At 67.9% G+C, this 16,682-nt stretch carries 20 protein-coding genes; 13 read left to right on the top strand and 7 right to left on the bottom strand.

Features of this window, described 5'->3' with window-relative positions:
- Positions 1 to 46: 46 nt before the first annotated feature.
- Positions 47 to 463 (top strand): DUF4267 domain-containing protein, encoded by a 417-nt coding sequence (locus tag ACFVWG_RS34470; protein ID WP_391547660.1) that lies wholly within the window; start codon positions 47 to 49, stop codon positions 461 to 463.
- 13 nt (positions 464 to 476) lie between these two features.
- Here ACFVWG_RS34470 and ACFVWG_RS34465 read toward each other — a convergent pair whose 3' ends face one another.
- The 3 genes from ACFVWG_RS34465 to ACFVWG_RS34455 form a co-directional block, all read right to left on the bottom strand.
- Positions 477 to 1,259: a hypothetical protein gene (locus ACFVWG_RS34465; protein ID WP_391547659.1), complete on the bottom strand. Its 783-nt coding sequence runs from the start codon at positions 1,257 to 1,259 to the stop codon at positions 477 to 479.
- Positions 1,260 to 1,524: 265 nt separating this feature from the next.
- A complete protein-coding gene (locus tag ACFVWG_RS34460) occupies positions 1,525 to 2,280 on the bottom strand; it encodes a GNAT family N-acetyltransferase (RefSeq protein ID WP_391547658.1) in 756 nt (251 codons plus the stop codon).
- 17 nt (positions 2,281 to 2,297) lie between these two features.
- Positions 2,298 to 3,128: an NAD(P)H-binding protein gene (locus ACFVWG_RS34455; protein ID WP_391547657.1), complete on the bottom strand. Its 831-nt coding sequence runs from the start codon at positions 3,126 to 3,128 to the stop codon at positions 2,298 to 2,300.
- An 86-nt stretch (positions 3,129 to 3,214) separates the two neighbouring features.
- Here ACFVWG_RS34455 and ACFVWG_RS34450 point away from each other — a divergent pair, with 86 nt between their 5' ends.
- Positions 3,215 to 3,925: a helix-turn-helix domain-containing protein gene (locus ACFVWG_RS34450; RefSeq protein ID WP_391547656.1), complete on the top strand. Its 711-nt coding sequence runs from the start codon at positions 3,215 to 3,217 to the stop codon at positions 3,923 to 3,925.
- Here ACFVWG_RS34450 and ACFVWG_RS34445 read toward each other — a convergent pair whose 3' ends face one another.
- Complete coding sequence (locus tag ACFVWG_RS34445) at positions 3,926 to 4,330, bottom strand: NUDIX hydrolase (protein WP_391547655.1); 405 nt, start codon at positions 4,328 to 4,330, stop codon at positions 3,926 to 3,928.
- A 114-nt stretch (positions 4,331 to 4,444) separates the two neighbouring features.
- Between ACFVWG_RS34445 and ACFVWG_RS34440 the strand changes: the two genes are divergently transcribed.
- From ACFVWG_RS34440 to ACFVWG_RS34410, 7 genes are all read left to right on the top strand, one after another.
- Positions 4,445 to 5,329 (top strand): PHP domain-containing protein, encoded by an 885-nt coding sequence (locus ACFVWG_RS34440; RefSeq protein WP_391547654.1) that lies wholly within the window; start codon positions 4,445 to 4,447, stop codon positions 5,327 to 5,329.
- Positions 5,326 to 5,943 carry a MarC family protein gene (locus ACFVWG_RS34435; RefSeq protein WP_391547653.1) on the top strand — a complete coding sequence of 206 codons (618 nt, stop codon included), beginning with the start codon at positions 5,326 to 5,328 and terminating at the stop codon, positions 5,941 to 5,943. The genes ACFVWG_RS34440 and ACFVWG_RS34435 overlap by 4 nt, the downstream gene beginning before the upstream one ends.
- A 13-nt stretch (positions 5,944 to 5,956) precedes the next feature.
- Positions 5,957 to 6,817, top strand: a complete 861-nt coding sequence (locus tag ACFVWG_RS34430; RefSeq protein WP_391547652.1) for a RecB family exonuclease — start codon at positions 5,957 to 5,959, stop codon at positions 6,815 to 6,817.
- A 299-nt stretch (positions 6,818 to 7,116) separates the two neighbouring features.
- Positions 7,117 to 7,950 carry an alpha/beta fold hydrolase gene (locus ACFVWG_RS34425; RefSeq protein WP_391547651.1) on the top strand — a complete coding sequence of 278 codons (834 nt, stop codon included), beginning with the start codon at positions 7,117 to 7,119 and terminating at the stop codon, positions 7,948 to 7,950.
- A gap of 233 nt (positions 7,951 to 8,183) precedes the next feature.
- Positions 8,184 to 8,981: an ABC transporter permease gene (locus ACFVWG_RS34420; protein ID WP_391547650.1), complete on the top strand. Its 798-nt coding sequence runs from the start codon at positions 8,184 to 8,186 to the stop codon at positions 8,979 to 8,981.
- The gene (locus tag ACFVWG_RS34415) at positions 8,974 to 9,789 is read left to right on the top strand and encodes an ABC transporter permease (protein ID WP_391547649.1); all 816 of its coding nucleotides are present in this window, start codon (positions 8,974 to 8,976) and stop codon (positions 9,787 to 9,789) included. The genes ACFVWG_RS34420 and ACFVWG_RS34415 overlap by 8 nt, the downstream gene beginning before the upstream one ends.
- Before the next feature lie 11 nt (positions 9,790 to 9,800).
- Positions 9,801 to 10,745, top strand: a complete 945-nt coding sequence (locus tag ACFVWG_RS34410; RefSeq protein WP_391547648.1) for an ATP-binding cassette domain-containing protein — start codon at positions 9,801 to 9,803, stop codon at positions 10,743 to 10,745.
- Between the two features lie 24 nt (positions 10,746 to 10,769).
- Here the strand turns inward: ACFVWG_RS34410 and ACFVWG_RS34405 are convergent, their stop codons facing one another.
- The 3 genes from ACFVWG_RS34405 to ACFVWG_RS34395 all read right to left on the bottom strand — a co-directional run bounded on the left by ACFVWG_RS34405 (position 10,770) and on the right by ACFVWG_RS34395 (position 12,223).
- Positions 10,770 to 11,006, bottom strand: a complete 237-nt coding sequence (locus ACFVWG_RS34405) for a hypothetical protein (RefSeq protein WP_391547647.1) — start codon at positions 11,004 to 11,006, stop codon at positions 10,770 to 10,772.
- Between the two features lie 93 nt (positions 11,007 to 11,099).
- A complete protein-coding gene (locus ACFVWG_RS34400; protein ID WP_391547646.1) occupies positions 11,100 to 11,411 on the bottom strand; it encodes a hypothetical protein in 312 nt (103 codons plus the stop codon).
- Positions 11,408 to 12,223 carry a hypothetical protein gene (locus ACFVWG_RS34395; RefSeq protein WP_391547645.1) on the bottom strand — a complete coding sequence of 272 codons (816 nt, stop codon included), beginning with the start codon at positions 12,221 to 12,223 and terminating at the stop codon, positions 11,408 to 11,410. The genes ACFVWG_RS34400 and ACFVWG_RS34395 overlap by 4 nt, the downstream gene beginning before the upstream one ends.
- Before the next feature lie 189 nt (positions 12,224 to 12,412).
- On the opposite strand from ACFVWG_RS34395, the gene ACFVWG_RS34390 reads away from it, so the two are divergent.
- From ACFVWG_RS34390 to ACFVWG_RS34375, 4 genes are all read left to right on the top strand, one after another.
- Positions 12,413 to 12,928: an RNA polymerase sigma factor gene (locus ACFVWG_RS34390; RefSeq protein WP_391547644.1), complete on the top strand. Its 516-nt coding sequence runs from the start codon at positions 12,413 to 12,415 to the stop codon at positions 12,926 to 12,928.
- Entirely contained in the window at positions 12,925 to 14,031 is a 1,107-nt protein-coding gene (locus ACFVWG_RS34385; RefSeq protein ID WP_391547643.1) for a hypothetical protein, read from the top strand. Before ACFVWG_RS34390 ends, ACFVWG_RS34385 begins: the two co-directional genes overlap by 4 nt.
- Before the next feature lie 97 nt (positions 14,032 to 14,128).
- Positions 14,129 to 15,649, top strand: coding sequence for a family 43 glycosylhydrolase (locus tag ACFVWG_RS34380; protein WP_391547642.1), 1,521 nt, complete (start codon positions 14,129 to 14,131; stop codon positions 15,647 to 15,649).
- Positions 15,646 to 16,668, top strand: a complete 1,023-nt coding sequence (locus tag ACFVWG_RS34375) for a hypothetical protein (protein WP_391547641.1) — start codon at positions 15,646 to 15,648, stop codon at positions 16,666 to 16,668. The genes ACFVWG_RS34380 and ACFVWG_RS34375 overlap by 4 nt, the downstream gene beginning before the upstream one ends.
- Positions 16,669 to 16,682: the final 14 nt, after the last annotated feature.

Genomic DNA, 16,682 nt, shown 5'->3' with positions numbered 1-16,682 from the left:
TTAGCTTCGCTAGGAAAGTTAGCACCGCTAGAAACCGGAGAACATGATGCGCCGCTTCACCACCGTCCTGACCATCCTGCTCGGCCTCTTCCCCCTCACCTTCGGCCCCCGCTTCCTCTTCGACGGCCCCGCCGCCGGCGCGGGGTACGGCCTCGTCGCCGACGCGGGCGGCTTCTTCCCCGCCAAAGGCATCCGCGACATCGCCCTGGCGCTGATCATCCTGGCCCTCTTCGCCCTGCGGCAGCGCCGCTCCACCGGCGTCGCCATGGCCGTCACCGCGATCGTCCCGATCACCGACGCCATCGTCGTCGCCACCCACGGCGGCTCCCTGGCCACCGCTCTCCTCGTCCACGCCCTGACCGCCGCCGTCATGCTCCTCGACGCCGCCCTCCTCCTCCGCGAACCCGCCCAAACCCCCGAATCAGCCCCTTTGCGTGGAGCTACTGCCTCTCAGGGGCAGTAGATCCCCGCAAAGCTCACCGAACCGGGCATGACGGGCTGCAGGCGTGGGCCTTCGTGGCGGGCTTGCGCCGGCGAATGCCCGCCAGCACCTGTACGGCGGCCGCACACGGCCGGCTCGTGATGTCGAACCAGCCGTACCGCAGCGTCGCTTCCCCCCGCAGCGTCGCGCGGTTGTCGCGGTCCAGGTCCCGCCATTGCTGCTGCGGTACCAGATGCAGCCGCCCGTCCAACTCGACGCTCAACCCTTCGTAGTACACGTCGGTGTACTCGTCGTCCACCGCCCGCTGACGCTCCCCGACCGGGAGCCCGTGCCGCCGTTCGACATCCTGCAGGTACCGAAGCTCCAGTAGCGAATGCGAGCCTGCAGCCACGTCCGCGATGATCGGTCGCAGTTCCCGCCGATGGCGCAACCGCGTCCGAACATCCAACGCCGCCAGCAGGTCGGCCGCCGTGACCCTGCCGCTCTGGCAGGCCTCGGCGACGACCGCGGCTGCCTGGTCGAGGGTTCGCGATCCGCCGACCACGTCCAGTACGGCGTGCGCCGCCGTACGGCGAGGCGGCACGGCTCGAGCGAGCCGATCGGCCCAGTGCCTGTCCCGGTGGATCACCAGCCCAGGTCGCGACGCGATCTGGCGGTGCTCCGGAGTCGCCACGTGTACGGGCCGGCCATCGTCGGGTTTGATCAGCCCGAGCTGTTCGGCCGCGGTGTAGTGACTCCACGCGGCCTCGGGGCCGGCATAGAGCAACCCGGCAACCAGGAGCCCCGTCGTACCCGACTGGGCCGGTGTGCGTGGCATAAACCGCTGGATGCACAACCCGCCAGCGCCGCGCGCGCAACGGCTGCCGGACCTGCGCCTCCGACCAGCCCGCCGCGAACAGCTGCGCCCGCGACACGATCTGGCCCTGATGCGCAATCAGCGCCTCTAGCCCTTCGGCATCGAGTTGCCGCTCCCACCACCAACCCACCAGACCAGCGTGACGGATTTCCGCCGACCGCGTCAGACGTCCTGTGGATAACCGTTTTGCGGGGATCTACTGCCGCTCAGAGGCAGCAGATCCCCGCTAATCGGAGGCGGCCAGCTCGTAGAGGTCGACGGTGCAGTGGGTGCGGAAACCGAGGGACTCGTAGACGGAGCGGCCGGCGGGAGAGGAGCCGAGTACGGCGTACTCGGTGTTGGCGTGGGCGAGGGCCTCGTGGGTGAGGGCCGCGCCGATGCCGCGGCGGCGGGCTTCGGGGACGGTCATCACGAAGTAGACGCCGGCGACGCCGGCCGCCAAGTAGATGGTGATGGTGCCGACGGGGGAGCCGTCGAGGGTCGCGAGGTAGTGCCGCCACGGATCGGCGTACCCGAGCTTGCGGTAGACCGAGGCGACCCAGCGGGCTTCCTTCTCGCCTTCACCGAATCCCCGCCCCAGGGTGTCGGCCCAAACGGCCAGCCCGGCGTCGTCGACGACTCGCACAAGCTCGAGCCCCGGTACGCCGCTCGGCCGGACCAGCTCGCTGAGGGCAACCGCCATCCCCGGCTCGCTCCCACCATGCGTGAACCCGGCCGCCAGGAGACGTTCACCCAGGTCGGCGGTTCGCATGGACGGTCCGACATGCCAGCAGCCGGGTACGTCGTACCGGCGCAGCTCGGCCACCGACTCCGCGATCACCTGCTCACCGGAGCCTGCGACGACTGCGTTGTGGTAGTCGAGCGGTGATCCGCCGATCGTCCACCGGGCCGTGGTGTCGTCGCGCTGCGAACCGCCGCCGGCCGCGCCCATCGCCATCAGCAGTTCGGCGGCGTTCTCCTCGATCGCTTGTACGACGTCCATCGCCCCAGTGTGGTCGATCAGGCGAAGGCTTCGCGATGCCTTTCCAGCCAGCCGCGGAAGGTACCGGCGGGCCGGCCGAGGACACGCTGGACATCGGTGGTGATGGTCTTCTCCGCGCCGGACCGGATCAGCTTCGTCCCCTTGACCATCGTCGAGACGACCAGCTCGTCGACCCCGCTCGCCCGCAGCTGCTCCGCCGCGATCTCGATCGGTACGTCGACCACCGTGAGCTCGCGCCCGATGACTTCCGAGAGTTGTGCCACCTGATCCGGCACGCTCAGGAACTCGGGTCCCGACAAGGTGTAGAGCTGCCCATCGTGGTCCGAAGACAGCAACGCCTCGGCTGCGACCGCGGCGACGTCGCGGGGATCCACGAAGGCGTGCGTCCCGGATCCGGTCAGATTCGGAATCGGCTGACCTGCCTGAAGGGCGGGCAACCACCGCAGCGCGTTCGACGCGAACCCGGTCGGCCGCAGCAACGTCCACGCGACCCCACTCTCGCGAACCGCCGCCTCACCCACCTGATGCCACTCGGCGGCCGCACCGCCGAGGCCGATCGCCGACAGCTTGACCACCTTCCGAACACCGTCGAGCGCCCGCAACATCGCCAGATCGTGCTCAGGTGCCGATCCTCCCGGCGGACTCAGGAGAAAGACTGCCGCCATCCCGGCGGTTGCCTTCCGCAATGACTCCGCGTCGTCGAAATCCCCTTGTACGACGTCGACTCCGGCCACTGGTTGCATCCGGCCCGGATCCCGGGTCATCGCCCGGACCGGTACGCCGCGCGCAGCCAACTGCCGGACCAGTTCACTTCCGATGGTGCCGGTGGCACCAGAGATCAGGATCATGCGCTCACCCTGCGCGGCCCGGCGTACCGAGGGATAGGAACTTTCGGTACTACGCCCACTCGTCATCACCTGGCTACGCTGGATAGGTGCGCACCCTCGAGCCCTGGCTGGACGGGATCAGCCGGGCCGACGAACCGGTCACGGTGCTCCCGCCCGACCCCGCGACCACGTTGTTGTGGCGAGTGACACCGGCCGGGGTGAGCGACGTACTGGTGATCGGTCCGCGGACCAAAGCGTCGTACCCGGTGCCTAAGTTCCTCCCGGTCTGCGTGCGGTTGCGGGTCCGGCCGGGCCGCGCGACCGCATTGCTGGGAGTGGCCGCTGACGAGCTGACCGACCAGGTGATCCCGCTGGCTGAGCTGACCGGTCCGTCCGCGGATCGGCTTGGCGAGCGGCTCGGGCTGCTGCGCGACCAGCCGCAGCGGGGCATCGACGTACTGGGTGACTATTTGCTTGAGCGGCTCCCAGAACACCTGCCGACCAGGTATGAGTTGGTCGGCGCCGCGGTGCAGGAGTTGGCTGGTGGGACCAGCACCAGCGACACGGCGGACCGTCTTGGAGTGAGCGAGCGCTATCTGCGGCGGGTCTTCCGGCAGGCGGTCGGCGTGTCGCCCAAGCACTTCGCCAGGATCAGCCGGGTGCGGGACGTCATCGGGCGGCAGCGCTCGTCGTGGTCCGTCACTGCGGCCGAGACCGGGTACGCCGATCAGTCGCACCTGATCGCCGATTTCCGTTCCCTGATGGGGGTGACCCCGGCTGCCTTCGCCGCCGGGCGGGTCCCGGTGACCGCCTGCTGATCAACTCGGGAGGGCGTTCCACTGGTCCAACGTGGAAATGAGTAACGTCGTCGTGGGGAGGGCGAGGAGTTCGGAGCGGGTGACGAAGCGGGCGTCGGTCGCGTCGTCGCCGGGGGTGAGGGTGCCGGAGGTAGGAGTGGCTTCGTAGTCGCGGATCACGTAGAGGCGGCCTTGTGGGGCTTCGCGTTCGACCTCGCCGACCAGGGTGCCGACCGCGACCGTGAGACCGGTCTCCTCGGCCACCTCGCGGACCACGGCGGTGGAATCGTCCTCGCCAGGCTCGACGCGACCGCCGGGTGGGGCCCACAGGCCGCGGCCGGGGTCGTTGGCGCGGCGGACGACGAGCAGGCGGCGTTGCTCGTCGTACACGAGTGCTCCCACACAGTCGATGCGTTCCGGGTCCATGGCAGGCACAGTAAGCGTTGTTGTGGATAAGCGGCAGGTCCAGGGGTCAACGGCGGATAGCATCTGCGGTGACAGATGTCCATATCAGGTACGGCGAAGGGATCCCAACCGCTCGTGCGCATCGACCTGCACACCCATTCGAACCGCTCGGACGGCACCGACCCGGTGGACGACCTGATCACGCACGCCCAGCAGGCGGGGCTCGACGTGATCGCGCTCACCGACCACGACACCGCCGACGGCTGGACGGAGGGGCGGCTGGCGGCCGAGCGCCTCGGGATCGGGTTCGTGCCGGGGATCGAGATCTCCTGCAAGCTTCAGGGGATCAGCGTGCACCTGCTCGGCTATCTGCTCGATCCGTCGTCGCAGCAGCTGTCCGAGGAGCTGCGGACGGTTCGCGAGGGCCGTACCGACCGGATCCCGGCGATTGTTGCCCGGCTCAACAGCATCGGCGTCCCGCTGACCGTCGACGAGGTGCTCGCCCAAGCGACCGGTACGCCGTCGGTCGGGCGACCGCACGTCGCCGACGCATTGGTTGCCAACGGCACCGTCGCGAACCGGACCGAGGCCTTCGACCGGTTCCTGGCCGACGGCCGGGCCGGGCACGTCTCGCACTACGCGATCGACCCCGGGCACGCGATCGACCTGGTGCGGGAGGCCGGCGGCGTACCGGTGATCGCGCATCCGTGGGGCCGGTCCAGCTACAAGGTGATGACCGAGGACATGATCGCGCAGCTGGTCAATGAGCATGGTCTGGCCGGCATCGAGGTCGAGCATCAGGACCATTCGCCGCAGTCGCGGGCCGCGCTGACCCGGATCGCCGACGATCTCGGGATCATCCGGACCGGTTCGAGTGACCACCACGGCGCGGGCAAGATCGACCACGACCTCGGTGTGAACACGACAGACCCTTCGCAGTTCGAGCGATTGCTCGAGGTGGCGAAGGTCAACGCGGCCGCCGCTCCCGGCGTACAGGCTCCTGAGGCGTACCTGCCGTGAACAGCATCATCAACGTCGGTCTGCTCAGCGAGGTCGTGGTCACGCTCTTCGTGATCATGGACCCGCCGGGCACCGTGCCCGTGTTCATCTCACTGACCGCCGGCCAGTCCCGCGCGGTCCGCAAGCGGGCTGCGTGGCAGGCGGTGCTGGTCGCGTTCGGCGTGATCGTCGTGTTCGCGGCCTTCGGCCAGCAGATCCTGTCCCATCTCGGCATCACGCTCCCGGCCCTGCAGTGCGCGGGCGGTCTGCTGCTTCTGCTGATCGCGTTGCAGCTCCTGACCGACACCGCCGAGGACCCGGTTCAGACCAAGAACGTCAACATCGCCTTCGTTCCCCTCGGTACGCCGTTGCTCGCGGGCCCGGGTGCGATCGTCGCCACCATGGTGTTCGTGCAGCGCGCGAACGGTTCGCTCCCGGATGTGGTCGCGATCTCGGTCGGCATCATCCTGATCCACCTGATCATGTGGCTGACGCTGCGGTTCTCCGGGCTGATCATGCGGCTGCTCGGAGAGAACGGCGTACTGCTGGTGACGCGGATCGCCGGTCTGCTGCTGAGCGCGATCGCCGTCCAGCTGGTGGCGGACGCGGTGAGCGACTTCATCAAGGCAGGCTGACTTGCTGCCCGATATGCCGACGCGGTTGTTCGTCGCGACGCCGACCAAGCTGATGACGTTCGCGGACTGCAAGCGCAAATACCGCTACACGTACCTGGAGCGGCCGCGTCCGCCGAAGGGTCCGCCGTGGGCGCACAACACGGTCGGCGGGATCGTCCACGAGGTGCTCGCGGACTTCTTCGGTCGGTGGCCGGCCTCCCGCCGTACGCCGGACGAAGTGGTCACGCGCATCCGGGAAGGCTGGCGGAACGAGGGGTTCCGCGACGAAGCCCAGTCATTGGAGTGGCGCGACCGAGCCACCGAGATGGTGCTCGGGTATCTGCGCGAATCCGACCCGTACTACGAACCTCGCGGGGTGGAGCGGACAGTCGCCTTCACCACCGAGCGCGCCTCGCTGCGCGGCCGGGTCGACCGGATCGACGAGCGACCGGCCCGCTCCGGTGGTGGCACCGAGCTGGCGATCGTCGACTACAAGACCGGCCGCCGCCCGCTCACCTCGGACGACGCGCGGTCGTCCCTCGCGATGGCGCTGTATGTCCTCGGCGCGCGCCGGGTCCTGCACCGCCCGTGCACCCGCGTCGAGCTGCACCACCTCCCGACCAACACCGTCGCCGCCGCCGACCACGACGACGCCTCCCTCGCCCGGCACCAACGCCGCGCCGAATCCATCGTCAACGACGCCTCCGCCGCCGAGGCCCGCTGGGCCGAAGGCCTCACCCCAGCCGAGGCCGACGAAGCCTTCCCGCCCGAACCCTCACCCCTTTGCGGCTGGTGCGACTTCGCCCGCATCTGCCCCCAAGGCCGCCGAGTAGCCCCACCCCGCGACCCCTGGGCCGCCCTCGAAGACGTCACCCCCACCGAAGACTTCGACTGACCCCCTCGCACCGCGTCCTCCCGGAGCCGCGCCCTAACGTCCGAAAACCCGGAGACGGGCTCTCCGATCGTTCGGACGTTAGCCGCGGGATCTTCGTAACGTCCGAAGAACCGGAGACGGGCTCTCCGATCGTTCGGACGTTAGCCGCGGGATCTTCGTAACGTCCGAAGAACCGGAGGCGGGCTCTCCGATCGTTCGGACGTTGTGGGCTGCGGATGGGGCCGTGTCAGCGCTGTGTGCGTGGCGTGCCAGCGGGTCCCGGCACGCTGGGGGCAACGAGTGGAGAGGGGTTGGCTGCGATGGGTACCAAGACGGTGAACAAACTGGCCGTGCCGGGTGCGACGCTGCACTACGAGGTCACGGGGTCGGGGCCGGTGCTGCTGCTGATCGCCGGTGGTGGGACCGACGCGGGGATCTTCGACGGGATCGTCGGCCGGCTCGCCGCGGACTACACGGTCGTCGCGTACGATCCGCGCGGCAATTCACGCAGCCCGTACGACGGTGGCGCAGCCGACGAGCGGGTCGACCAGTCGGCCGAGGACGCGCTGGCCCTCCTCGACGCGGTCGGCGGCGACGAACCGGCGTACGTGTTCGGGAGCAGTTCAGGCGCGATCACCGGCCTCGAGCTGATCACCCGGCACCCCGACCGGGTCCGGCTGCTGATCGCCCACGAACCCCCGTGCGTCGAGGTCCTGCCCAACCCGGCCGACCACCGCGCGTTCTTCGAGCAGGTCTACGACACCTACCGCACCGACGGCGTCGAAGCGGCCGACGTCCTGTTCAGCCGCGGCATCGGTACCGACGAGGACGAGCCGCCGAAGCCGGAGGACCTGTACCCGGAGATCCTGGAGATGTTCCTGCGCTTCCAGTCCAACGCGGCCAACTTCTACAAGCACAAGCTGCTGCCCTTCACCCGCTACCAGCCCGACCTGGACGCCCTGAAAGCAGCCGCCGCCCGCATCGTCCCCGCCGCGGGCGTGGAATCGATCGAGCACCTCCCGGCCCGTCCGATCCACCAGATCGCCGAAACCCTCGGCTGGCCCGTCGTCACCTTCCCCGGCGCCCACGGCGGCTACGCCAGCCACCCCGAGCCCTTCGCCACCCTTCTCGCCCGGGTCCTCGAGACCGACTGACCCCCGGCCGGCCGGAGTCTGAGGGGTCTCCGGCCGGCCCGGTTGGTTAACTCAGTTGACGGCCGCCTGGCGGGCGTCGTACGGTCGGCACCTTTCCTTGACAACACGGCATGGATCACCCATGCCTGCCACAGTGGTGTCCGAACCCCCGGGTCCTGATGGATTCGGGGGAGTTCTGCGTGCTGCTGTGAGCTCTCGGACACCGCTCTTGAGGTTTGTGAGAGGAGGTTGCCGTGGGCGTCTATTGGGCGATCGCAGTCCGGTCGTTCCGACGCTTTTCGACGTACCGGATCGCGACTGTGTCCGGCGCGTTCACCAATTCGGTGTTCGGGTTCATCCTGTGCGGGGTGTACCTGACGTTGTGGCACGAGCGGCCGGGGCTCGGCGGGTACGACGTCAACGATGCGCTGACGTTCGTGTGGCTGCAGCAGGGGTTGCTGCTGCCGATCGGGATCTTCGGCGCCAGTACGACGATCGAGCTCGGGGAACGGGTCCGGAGCGGGGAGATCGCGGTCGACCTGTACCGGCCGACACATCTGCTGTTGTGGTGGCTCTCGATGGACATGGGCCGGGCGATGTTCCAGCTGATCGTGCGCGGCGGGATCCCGTTGCTGGTGGGAGCTCTGGTCTTCGACCTGAACTTCCCGTCCGGTGTGGTGGCCTGGCTGGCCGTTGCCGTCGGCCTCGTGCTGGCGATCCTGGTCAGTTTCGGGATCCGGTACCTGGTCGCGCTGTCGGCGTTCTGGATCACCGACTCCCGCGGGATGGAGGCGGCCGCGATGATGGTGTCGCTGTTCTTCTCCGGGACGATCCTGCCGCTGGTGGTGTTCCCGGGCTGGTTCGGTGAGCTGGCCCGGGCGACGCCGTGGGCCGGCACGCTGCAGGTGCCGATCGACATCTGGCTGGGCCGGAACCCGAACGGGATCGGCGGCGCGTTGCTGTTCCAGATCGGCTGGATCCTGGTGCTGTTCCTGGCCGGGCAGTCGCTCACCCAGCTGGCGATGCGCAAGGTGGTGGTCCAGGGTGGTTGAGCGAATCCGGCAGGCTCCGGGACAGTTCTGGATGCTCGCGGTGATGTGGATCCGGTCCACGCTGGCCTATCCGGCGTCGTTCGCGCTGATGATGGTGACCGGGATCCTGATCACGATCACCGACTTCGTCGCGGTACTGCTGATGTTCAGTCATATCAACGCGTTCGGCGGCTTCTCGCTGGCCGAGATGGCGTTGCTGTACGCAACGTCCTCGCTGACGATGGGGATCGCCGACCTGATCGTCGGGAAGATCGAACAGGTCGGGCGGCGGATCCGCAGCGGTGCCCTGGACTCGTACCTGGTGCGGCCGGTGCCGGCGATCATCCAGACCGCGGCCGACGAGTTCCGGCTCGACAAGGTCGGCCGGATCCTGCAGGCGGTGACGGTGCTGGTGGTCGCGCTGGTCCACATCGACGTCCACTGGACTGTTGCCAAAGGCCTCATGCTGCTCGTGGGGACGCTCGCCGGTGCGCTGATCTTCGGGTCGTTCTTCGTGCTCGGCGCAGCCTTCCAGTTCGTCGCGATCGACTCCGCCGAGCTGTCCAACTCGTTCACGTACGGCGGGCGGACGCTGACGCAGTACCCGTTGACCGCCTTCGGGAAGGACATCGTCCGGGCCGTCACGTTCGTCGTACCGCTGGCTTTCGTGAACTTCTACCCGGTGCTGTTCGTGCTGGGCAAGCAGGCTCCGCTGGGGCTGCCGTCCTGGATCGGGTTGCTGTCCCCGGTCGCCGCCGCCGTCATGGTCGCCCTCGCCGCCCTCGGCTGGCGCGGCGGGCTTCGTCGCTATCGCAGTACAGGGAGCTGAAAATCGTGCCAGTGATCGAACTAGACAACGTGTCGCGAGCCTTCACCGTCACCTCACGCAACGGTCTGCGCCGCACCAAGCGCGAGGTCCGTGCGGTCGACGGCCTGTCGTTCAACGTCGAACCCGGCGAGGTCGTCGGCTACATCGGCCCGAACGGCGCCGGGAAGTCCACCACCATCAAGATGCTCACCGGCATCCTGGTCCCCACCGGCGGCACCATCCGCGTCGCCGGCGTCGACCCGTCCCGTCACCGCCTCAAGCTCGCCAAGCGCATCGGCGTCGTCTTCGGCCAGCGCACGACGCTCTGGTGGGACCTTCCGCTGAAGGACTCCTTCGCGGTGTTGCAGAAGATGTACGGCGTCCCGATGGCGCGGCACCGCGAGAATCTGGCGACCTTCGTGGAACTCCTCGACCTCGGCGACCTCCTCGATGTACCGGTCCGCCAGCTGTCATTGGGTCAGCGGATGCGCGGCGACATCGCCGCAGCCCTCCTGCACGACCCCGAGATCGTCTACCTCGACGAACCCACTATCGGCCTCGACGTGATCAGCAAGGCCCGTCTCCGCGAGTTCCTTGCCCAGATCAACGCCGAACGCAAGATCACCGTCATCCTCACCACTCATGATTTGGACGACATCGAAGCCCTCTGCACCCGAGTCATGGTCATCGACCACGGCCGCCAGATCTTCGACGGCACCCTCCCAGACCTCCGCTCCAGCCAGTCCGCCCCCAGAACCCTGGTAGTAGACCTGGCCACCTCACTGCCCCCCATCACCATCCCCGGCGCCACCGTGACGAAGGTCGACGGCCCCCGCCAGCACCTCACGTTTCCCCCGACCACCAGCGCAGCCCCTCTGGTAGCCCACCTGGCCGCCAACTACCCCCTGGCCGACCTGACCATCGCCGAACCCACCATCGAATCCATCATCACCCAGCTCTACACCCCCACCCCCTGACCTCCGGTCGGGTCGAACGAGCTCTTAGGCCGAGAAGAGCGCGTGACTCGCGTCGGAGGCGGGCCTGCCGGCTGATTCCAGGCGGCCATCGGAACGCAAGGGGACATTGGTGATCTCGAGGCCGGGGAAGCGCCGGCGCATCGCCGCCTCGTAGCGGTTGGCGTACGCGGGCTCGCCGATGTAGTCGCTGATCTGGTTCTGCCCGAACCACACCCGGACACGGCGCCGTGGCGACGAAGGAGCGGGCCTGCCTGATGTCACACCGACGACGCTACAAAGCCCAATGGTCGACAGTGTTACCTCCAGTTACGAACTGAAGTCACTGCGCCCCGTCCTTGATCAAGAACAATCGGGTCATGCGCGGTAGCCGGCCGCCATCGACAGCACGTCGGCCGGGTCGAGCGGCTGGGGATCCGCGCGCCACTCCACAAGCACCTCGTCGTCCTCGACCTCGTCCAGGGTGCCAACGCCTTGGGCGATCAGCCGACGTGCTTCAGCCGGACCGATCTCCACGTAGGTGAACCACCGTTCCATGTAGTAGTCGTTCCGCAGAGGGTTGTTGTCGTGGAACTTCCCGGTGTTGGCGACGTAGCCGTACATGCGCTCATGCGCCAGGGCGGCTACCCATACGAGTCGCTCGTCCTCTTTCACGAGAAACAGTTTCATCGCGCCACTCCGTCGTTCTTCTCAATGGCCGGTGCCCGAGGTGTCGGCCGAGTCAGATCAGGCTGTTCCTGCGAGGTTTTCGCCAGGGCTTGCCGTGAGTCACTGTAGTTGTTGACGGCCACGGGTCGATCACCCAGCGTTCGCAGCTCAGCAATACCTGCTGGTGGATCGAGGGTGTTGGACGCCTCGACGGATCGCTGTCTGGCTGCTTCGCGCTCCTCGTCGGGTGCTGTCGCGCTGCGCTCGATTTCGTACCACGGAGTCGTCAGTTCCTTCACCTCCAGCGAAGCGACGGAGTGGAACTGCACTTCGACCCGGGCGACACCCGGTACCTCCAGGTAGGCATGCAGGCCCTTGTACCGGGAGCCGTTCGTGTACGACTGCATCGCATGGCGAACGCGCCATCCTCTGTCGGTCAGTTGGTCGATGGTGTGCCGGGCCGCCGCGACAAGTTGGTCCGGCCGGTCCATCACGACCGTGTAGCGGAGAAGGTCGTCGACAGGCCGTCGGCTCCTGTCTTTCGCCCAATCTCCGAGCTTTCGGGCGAGGGATTCTGGGGACTTCACTCGGCGGTTGAGTTGGTAGGCCGATCCGTTGGGCGGGAGGGAGGCGAGGAACTCGGCTGTTCGGTCGGGCTCGACGGCTGCGGCTTGGGCTAGGAGGCGGAGGGCTTTGCGGGCTGCCTTGGCGCCGTGGCGGTGGGCAATGTCGGCTGCGTCGTACGGCGTACTGCCCCAGTCGAGCTCGTGGTGAGCGGAGAAGCTTCGGAGGAGCGTGGTGGGGTCGGGCGGGTCGTCGCGGGTGGGTGGCATGTGGTCTCCCCAGGTCGTGGGTCTCCTTTGACGGTAGGGAGTTTGGTGGGGGCTGTGGGGTGAGTATGGGGATCTGTGGATAACTCGGGGTGGTTACGAAGGGTGGGGTGGGGGTGACTTGGGGGTGGTGGGGTCGTTGAAATGTGGGTTGGGACCCAACCTGAGTGGGATTCGAGGGGTAGAACAGGTATGCCGACTTTGACGGGTGAGGCCGTGGTGGTGGAGGGGCCGCCGGGAGACGGGTCTGCCTTTGTCGAGTGGGTGCGGCCGCATGTCGGGGCGATGGCTCGGTTGGCGGGGCGGTTGGGGGTCGGGGCGGACCGGGACGACATTGTGCAGGAGGCGTTGGCCCGGGCTTGGGTGAAGCGGAGCCAGTACGACGGGAGCCGGGGGACCGCGTCGGCGTGGTTGCTGGCGATTACGGCGGACCAGGCGCGCAAGGCGGTCAAGCGGGTGCGGCCGGCCGGCGTACTGGAGGAGTACGACGGGCCGGGGGTGCGGCCTGATGTCGAGGGGCGGATCGACGTCGGGCAGGCGCTGGGGGAGTTGCCGGCGCGGCAGCGGCTGGCGGTCGACTGTTTTTACTTCGCGGATCTGTCGGTTGCCGACACGGCCGCGGTCATGGGGTGTTCCGAGGGCACCGTGAAGTCCACGTTGTCCGATGCGCGGGCCCGCCTGCGTACATTGCTGGAGGTCAGCGAATGAATCCGATCGACGAGGTCGACGACCTGCTGCGACAGGCCGGTGCGCAGTGGCGCGCCGAGCAGCCGTCAGCACCTGAGCCGGACCTGGACCGGATCACCAACGGCACCAAAAGCGCCGGAAACGGCCCACGGCGTTGGGTACCGGCGCTCGCTGCGGCCAGTGTCGCGGCCATCGCGGCCGTCACGCTGACCGTGCTCCCCGACACCGGCCGCCAGCCAGTACAACAGTCGGCCCCGCAGGTGGGACCGGCGAGCCTGCCGCCCGCAGGACCGACCCCACAGGCTGTCGAGTCCGTTGCTAATGGCAACCAGCAGACCGGCTCGAACGACGACCTGCTGGTCCGCAACGGCGACAAGGTCCACCTCAGCGGCGACATCATCGCGGCCCCCAATACCGCGCCGATCTTCTGCCCGTCCCACCCGATCCCGATGATCGGCTACCTGCCCGGCTCCGCGCCGAAGCCCAGTTGCCCGCCCGGCCTCGGGGTCACGTTGAAGGGCGTGGACGTCAGTCGGCTGGCGGACCTGAAGACGATCGACGGCGTCCGCGAGGGCCGTGCTGCGCTCACTGGCATCTGGAACGACAAGACCATCGACGTCCAGCAGCAGAGCGCGCCCGAACCGGACCGCGATTTCGTCACCCCACCGCTGCAGTGCCTGCCGCCGCAGGGCGGCTGGAAGGCGAAGCCGGCCAACCTCGAGGCTCCCGCGGTCACCAAGTTCCTGGACAGTCATCGCGGGCAGGCGTTCGGCCCGGTGACCTACTCCGTGGACGGTCCGGGTACGACCAAGGTGGTCGTTGCCTTCATCGGGGTCGCGCACGGTGATCGCGCCGCGTTCCGCAAGGCGTTCGAGCAGGTCTACACGGGGAATCTCTGTGTCGGGCCGGCCCGGCTGAGTCAGAGTGATGCCGACCGGATCTCCAAGGATGTCGGCGGGCTGATGGATCGTGCCGACCTGGGGATCACCACCAGCTACACCCAGATGGACGGCGCCAGTGAGAACGTGCGACTGCTGGTCTACACGGACGCGGTGAAGGCGGCGCTGTCCCCGATCGGTCTCGGCGACCTGCGCGTGGAGCCGGAGATCCGTCCCGTCCACTGATTGCAGTAGACCTTCGAGCAGGATCGAAACACCGGACGGACCTGTCCTCGCCATGCCATCGTGTCCGCATCGACACGAGGCGTGAGGTTGGTGAGGTATGGCCAGAGTACTGTCCGGACTCGTAGTAGGGGCATCGCTGGTGCTCTCGGCGTTCCTGCCGATCACCAGCGACGCCACTCCGGTGCCCGCGTCACGACCACAACAGGCGCAGCAAGAGGTGCTCCCGGCCCGCCCCAACACCACTCGCAATCCGATCCGCGAGAACGCCGCCGATCCCTGGATGGTCTTTGCCGAGGGCAACTACAACCTGCTCTACACGCACGGCGACAAACTCGTCGGCGTCTCGGCTCCCTCGGTCGCGGGCCTCGCGTCCGCGCCTCAGCAGACGCTCTGGCAACCACCGCCGCGGCCCGACCAGGCCTGCTGCAACCTCTGGGCGCCGGAGATCCACCAGCTCGACGGCAAGTGGTATCTCTACTACACCGCCGACAACGGCACCGATTCCCAGCACCGGATGTTCGTCCTCGAGGCCGACCACCCGATGGGCCCGTACACCTTCAAGGCCAAGCTCGACACCGGCGACTTCCACTCGATCGACGGCAGCGTCATGAAACTCCCCGACGGTCGCCTGTTCCACATCTGGTCGAGCGGCCGCGCCAACGGCCAGAACCTGTACGTCGCGCCGATGAGCGACCCGTGGACGATCAGTGGTCCGCCCGCCTTGCTCACCACCCCGGACCAGCCCTGGGAACAGAACGGCCGCAAGGTCACCGAGGGGCCGGTATCCCTGGTCCACAACGGCAAGGTCTACATCTACTACTCGGCCAGCGCGTGCGAGTCGGCCGACTACTCGCTCGGCGCTCTGGAGCTGACCGGCACCGACGTCCTCAGCCAGTCCTCATGGACCAAGTCCACCGGTCCGGTCTTCAAGCGCAACGACGCCGGCTGGGTCTTCGGCACCGGCCACCACGGATTCTTCACCTCGCCGGACGGCAAGGAGACCTGGATCGTCTACCACGGCGTGACCAGCTCGAACGGCGCACCGGTCGGCAGTTGCAGCGCGGGTCGTGCGGTTCGGATCGGCAAGGTCTCGTACGACGCCGCCGGCAAGCCGCAACTCGGCGTACCGAAGGCTGCATGGGAGACGATCACCCTGCCGAGCGGCGACCCGGGTGGCGACATTGTGGCCGATGGCACCTATAAGTTGTCGCCGAAGAACAACCCGAACAACCTGCTCGAGGTTGCTTCCTGCTCCACTGCCGACGCGGCGAACGTGCAGGTCGGAACGGCGAACGGCAACAGCTGTCAGCAGTGGAAGCTCACCTACAACGGTGACGGTTCGTACAAGCTGCTCGCCAACCACAGCGGCAAGGCGCTCGACGTGGCCGGCTGTTCGCCCGACAACCACGCCGACGTGATCCAGTGGCCGTACTGGGGTGGCGACTGCCAGGAGTGGTATCTCGATGCCCTCGGCAACGGGTACTACAAGGTCACCTCGAAGGTCGGCGGCAAGACGCTCGACGTCGACGGTTGCTCGACCGCGAGCGGGGCCGACGTCCGGGTCTGGCCGTACTGGCAGGGAGCTTGTCAGCAGTGGAAGCTGGAGAAGGTCGGATGAAGCATTCGAGAGGACCCCTGGCGATCGCCAAGCTCGCTGCGACCGCTCTACTCCTGACCACGCTGACCGTCCCGGCGCACGCCACGACGCTCGGCTGCACCATGAATGTGCTCGAACCGGCTCCGGGGACGCCGTCGAGTGGCACTGCCTGGGTGACCGAAGGTGACGACACCGGGCGCTACCTGCTCGGTGAGAGCACCCTGCCGGACCACTCCGCGATGCGTCCGGTGTTGTGGACAAACGGCGTCCCCCAGTGGCTCGACCGGCAGCCTGGGGTCGGCTCCACTGCGGTGGACGTCAATAACGACGGCACCGTGGTCGGCTATACCGGCGACGAAACCGGTGGCAGCCACCCGTGGACCTGGTCGGGTGGTTCGTACAAGGACCTGGCCGGCCCTGCGGGGCTGGAGGACGTGACCGTCAGCGCGATCAACAACCGCGGTGACATCGCGGGCTACGGCTGGGACCCGGCGACGTTCGGCTTCGCCGGGGTGGTCTGGCCGAAGGGTGGCGCCGCGATCCGGCTGGACGCCAAGTGGTCGGCGCTGGTGGTCGACATCAACGAGAAGGGCGTCGTGGTCGGCAACGTGCAGACGCCGACCGGGAACGCCGGCTGGATCTGGACCGACTGGCAGTCGTCCGGCAGCCAGCTGCCGGGCAAGCAGGCGGAGACGACCCGGGTCCAGGAGATCCGGGGTGACTGGATCGGCGGCAAGGAACAACTGTCCGACGGCAGCTGGGCCGGCCTGGTGTGGAACCTCAGCACGCTGGCGGTCGAGTCGCGCGCACGTCCGGTGAACTCGATCAACGTGAACGGCGATGTGGCGATCGAGCCGTCGTTGAGTGAGGGCGCGGTGATCGTCAAGGCCGATGGCAGCCGCGTCGAGCTGCCGGAGTGGAGCAACATCTACCACCTGTTCGACCGCGGCCGTTCGGTCTCCGCCGGTGGGTACGACGGCCACGAGCCGAGCCCGCGCGCGATCACCTCGACCGGGTGCTTCCCGCCGGACCACACCTGAAGCACTTCGGACCC

The sequence above is a fragment of the Kribbella sp. NPDC058245 genome, assembly GCF_042882005.1.
GTDB lineage: Bacteria > Actinomycetota > Actinomycetes > Propionibacteriales > Kribbellaceae > Kribbella.
This window is presented reverse-complemented; position numbering and strand designations above follow the sequence as displayed.

Coding starts and splice junctions, on each gene's coding strand:
- ACFVWG_RS34385 (WP_391547643.1), top strand. CDS start 12,925: ATGAATCCGATCGACGAGGTCGACGACCTGCTGCGACAGGCCGGTGCG.
- ACFVWG_RS34375 (WP_391547641.1), top strand. CDS start 15,646: ATGAAGCATTCGAGAGGACCCCTGGCGATCGCCAAGCTCGCTGCGACC.
- ACFVWG_RS34400 (WP_391547646.1), bottom strand. CDS start 11,411: ATGAAACTGTTTCTCGTGAAAGAGGACGAGCGACTCGTATGGGTAGCC.
- ACFVWG_RS34380 (WP_391547642.1), top strand. CDS start 14,129: ATGGCCAGAGTACTGTCCGGACTCGTAGTAGGGGCATCGCTGGTGCTC.
- ACFVWG_RS34395 (WP_391547645.1), bottom strand. CDS start 12,223: ATGCCACCCACCCGCGACGACCCGCCCGACCCCACCACGCTCCTCCGA.
- ACFVWG_RS34455 (WP_391547657.1), bottom strand. CDS start 3,128: ATGATCCTGATCTCTGGTGCCACCGGCACCATCGGAAGTGAACTGGTC.
- ACFVWG_RS34470 (WP_391547660.1), top strand. CDS start 47: ATGCGCCGCTTCACCACCGTCCTGACCATCCTGCTCGGCCTCTTCCCC.
- ACFVWG_RS34445 (WP_391547655.1), bottom strand. CDS start 4,330: ATGGACCCGGAACGCATCGACTGTGTGGGAGCACTCGTGTACGACGAG.
- ACFVWG_RS34390 (WP_391547644.1), top strand. CDS start 12,413: ATGCCGACTTTGACGGGTGAGGCCGTGGTGGTGGAGGGGCCGCCGGGA.
- ACFVWG_RS34430 (WP_391547652.1), top strand. CDS start 5,957: ATGCCGACGCGGTTGTTCGTCGCGACGCCGACCAAGCTGATGACGTTC.
- ACFVWG_RS34425 (WP_391547651.1), top strand. CDS start 7,117: ATGGGTACCAAGACGGTGAACAAACTGGCCGTGCCGGGTGCGACGCTG.
- ACFVWG_RS34460 (WP_391547658.1), bottom strand. CDS start 2,280: ATGGACGTCGTACAAGCGATCGAGGAGAACGCCGCCGAACTGCTGATG.
- ACFVWG_RS34465 (WP_391547659.1), bottom strand. CDS start 1,259: ATGCCACGCACACCGGCCCAGTCGGGTACGACGGGGCTCCTGGTTGCC.